1 protein-coding gene is annotated in these 3646 nt (G+C 31.7%); it reads right to left on the bottom strand.

Annotation, left to right across the window (positions count from 1 at the left end; all coding sequences use genetic code 11):
* Nucleotides 1-703 precede the first annotated feature (703 nt).
* Nucleotides 704-3400 carry a prolyl oligopeptidase family serine peptidase gene (locus tag HGB55_RS14515; protein WP_168817728.1) on the bottom strand — a complete coding sequence of 899 codons (2697 nt, stop codon included), beginning with the start codon at nt 3398-3400 and terminating at the stop codon, nt 704-706.
* Nucleotides 3401-3646: the final 246 nt, after the last annotated feature.

The following is a 3646-nucleotide window of genomic DNA, read 5'->3' as shown; positions in this document are numbered from 1 at the left end:
GGTCTTTTCTTTGATTCGTTTCTTTGGACAAGCAAAGAAATGAATAGAAAATAATGAGATGCTGAAATAATACTTCGACTCCGCTCAGTAACCTTTCAGCATGACGAAAAAAAACCGTCATTCCGAACTTATTTCGGAATCTCATCAAGCAAATTAAAAGATACTGAAATCAAAGATTCAGCGTAACTAAACAAGCTGTCTGTCGAAGGAGAAACGAAGCAATCTTATTCTTTTTAAACAGATTACTTCGTCGTTACATTTCGACTCCGCTCAATGACCTGCTTCTTGTAATGACGAAAAAGCTAACCTTATTTTCAGAATAGCGAAGGTAAACACAGAAATTCAGGAATGCAAAGCATTCCGCTGTGTTTAACAAGCGGTTCTTTCAGCAGAAAGAAATTCCTAAAATAAGGGGTCTTTTCTTTGATTCGTTTCTTTGGACAAGCAAAGAAATGAATAGAAAATAATGAGATGCTGAAATAATACTTCGACTCCGCTCAGTAACCTTTCAGCATGACGAAAAAAAACCGTCATTCCGAATTTATTTCGGAAGCTCATCAAGCAAATTAAAAGATACTGACATCAAAGATTCAGTGTAGCTAAACAAGTCTGCCTGTCGGCAGACAGGTTCAGCATGACGGAGACAGAACGTCATTGCGAACCTTTATGCGAAGCAATATCTTAGGTTTCAATACTATAAATTTTACTCTTTTATAACCCTAAACCCAACATAGCTACTTTCAGTATTATTTGAATTTTCATCACAAAAATCATAAGCACTATAGCCATAAATACCATTTTCAAAATATTCAGAAACATTACCACCCAAATCATAAATTTCTGCATCTCCAATTTTAACCGCTTTAAATTCGCCTACTTTTTTAATTAAAGATGTTTTAGCTTCATTTAACTTGGTTTTAAAAAGTGCTACCTCATCTAGAGTTATTTCATAACCTGCCCAGTAGTTGAGTGTATTTTCTTTTGAACCTATTTTAACAGCTTCTTTTTGAAGTTCTTCCGCTTCTTTAATATTTGGTAATCTGTAAGTATTGCCGGTTAATTCACTTAACCAATTGGTATAATTTATAGCGTCAGTTTTTGTAACTATGGCAGGAAAATTATCTTTTCCTTCAGCAAAATCAAAATCATTTTTAAAAGCTTGGAATTGTACATTTGTAATTTCAAATTTACCAATTTCAATTGAATCTTTTTTAACAGATACTGTTTCAGGAATTAAATTTTCATGATATAAAATTCCGTAATTACCATTTTCGGCAGTTTTCGCTTTTTCAATTTTTAATAATTCAGCTAAAGGACTGTCATCTTTAAATGTTTCGTTTTTAGTAGAAGGTTTGTTAAATAAATAAGTGTCAATCCAAACCAATTCTTCATTCATTTTACGCAACTGATGAGTTATTTTTTTTAAACCATGCGGTTGATCAGGAAACCATAAAAAACGCACAGGAGTTTTTCCAACTTGCTGTAAACCTCTATAATACTCCCAACCTTGATCTCTTGGTACGGCTCGGTCTTCACTTCCATGAAAAATAATGGTAGGGGTTTTAATTTTTTCGATTTCAAATAAAGGCGATTTAAGGATATAAGTTTCGTTATATGGTTTGCCATTAACATCATCCCAAGGTGCACCACCAAAATAAGATTGATCGAAGCTTACTCCAAATCTGCAAGTACCATAATCGGATGTCCAGTTTACATCACCGGCTCCCGGAGCCGCAAATTTGAACATATCAGGATAGCGTAAAGAAAGCATAGTCGTTAAAATTGCTCCGTTAGACCATCCCATGGTTCCTAATTTATTTTTATCAACCATTCCTTTTTCAATTAAAACTTCGATACCTTTGGTTATATCTTCCATTTCCAAATCGTAATAATTTCCCTTGATACTTTCAACAAATACCAAACCATGGTTTGAAGAACCGTGATAATTTGGTTTTAGTACAAAAGCACCACGTTGCGCTAAAATATTAGGATAAGTACTCCAGCGTTCACTCCAAGTATCGGTATCTACACCTTCAGGGCCACCGTGAATAGATAAAATTAAAGGATATTTTTTACCTTCTTGGTAGTTTTCAGGATAATAAAGTAAACCATTAACTTCTTCATTATTAAATCCTTTCCAAACCATAACTTCGCTTTTAGTAATTGGTTTTTCGGCAAGATTTTTATTCAGTTCAATCAATTCTTTTTCATTACTGAATTTATTTGCTGAAATATCAGCAATATAAAACTTTGGTAATTTAGAAGCTGTTGAGTATTGGTAAGCAATTTTATGGCCATTTTCTGAGACACTTAAAAGTGTTGTATGATTATTTTTTTCACCTAAATTGATATCTGATTTTTTCCATTTATTGCCATTTTTTTTATAGTAAGCAAGTTTGTAATATGCTTTGTTGGCTAAAGTTACAATTACATCATTTCCAACAACTTCAAAACCGTTTCCAATACCCAAATTCCATTGTAAATCAACTTTTTGATAAGAATTTATGTCGATTGAGTAATAATATAATTCATAAAGTCCGGCACCATTCCATTCAGGGTCAGATGCTGTTCCGGAAATAAAATAAAAGCCTTTATTATCATTACTGAATTGAAATCCGTATGAAGGCATATCTCTATCGGTAATAATCTGTTTTACAGCACCAGTTTCTATATTTTGTAAAAAATAAAAAGGATCTTTTTGAGCGTCAGAAGGATAACTTAAGCTTCTTTCCATACTGTAAACAAGCCATTTTCCATTTGGAGAAATTGTATAACTCTTAATAGGTTTTTTGTTGTTTGTAATTCGCTTAATGTTTTCTGATTTTAAATCGTAAGAAAAAACACGTTCAGGTTTCCAATGTAAAGAATCTTCCACAACAATAACATTATCTTTTTTGTCTTCAGCAGTTTTTTCAACTAAAGTTTTACCTTCACTTGCAGTAAATAATAAAGTATTCTCATCTAACCATTGTAAATCTGAAATTCCATTTTCAAATTCTTTTACTGCTTTTGCTTCACCACCATAAATACTTAATTTCCAAAGTTTTTTACCTTTATCTCGAGAAGATAAAAAGTAAATATCTTCACTATTTTTAGAAAAGATTGGACTAAAATCGTTTTCATCAGCATTGGTTAGTTGAATGGTTTTAAAAGTATCTTTTTCAGAAATATCTAAGCGTGTAAGGTAAATGTCGTTAACAAATTTATCTTTTTCTTTTACAGGCTTCTTTTTTGTCCATACAACCATTTTTTCATTTGGAGATATAGTAACAGAGCGCATATATTCTGTATTGATAATATCTTCAGGAGTCCAACGGGTTTTATCTTTTTCTTGAGCAGTTAAAAATGAAGTACATACTAATAAAGTGTACAAACTTGTGAAAAAGTAATTGTTTTTCATGAAACTATGATTTTAATTTTTGTAAAAGTATAATTTTTAGTGAATTGAATAGGAATTTTATTTAAAAGTTGTTTTGTGGTTGGAAAGTTTTAAAGAATTGTCATTGTGATTCTTTAGATGAAGCAATCTCATTAATTAAAGTAACAGATTACTTCGTCGCTATTGCTCCTCGTAATGACGAAAAAACTAACCTTATTTTCAGAATAGCGAAGGTAAACACAGAAATTCAGGAATGCAAAGCATTCC

The sequence above is a fragment of the Lutibacter sp. B1 genome, assembly GCF_012524075.1.
In the GTDB taxonomy this organism is placed as follows: Bacteria; Bacteroidota; Bacteroidia; order Flavobacteriales; family Flavobacteriaceae; genus Lutibacter.
This window is presented reverse-complemented; position numbering and strand designations above follow the sequence as displayed.

What these genes read in the sequence shown, in the direction of transcription:
- HGB55_RS14515 (WP_168817728.1), bottom strand. Translation starts at nt 3,400, where the DNA reads ATGAAAAACAATTACTTTTTCACAAGTTTGTACACTTTATTAGTATGT.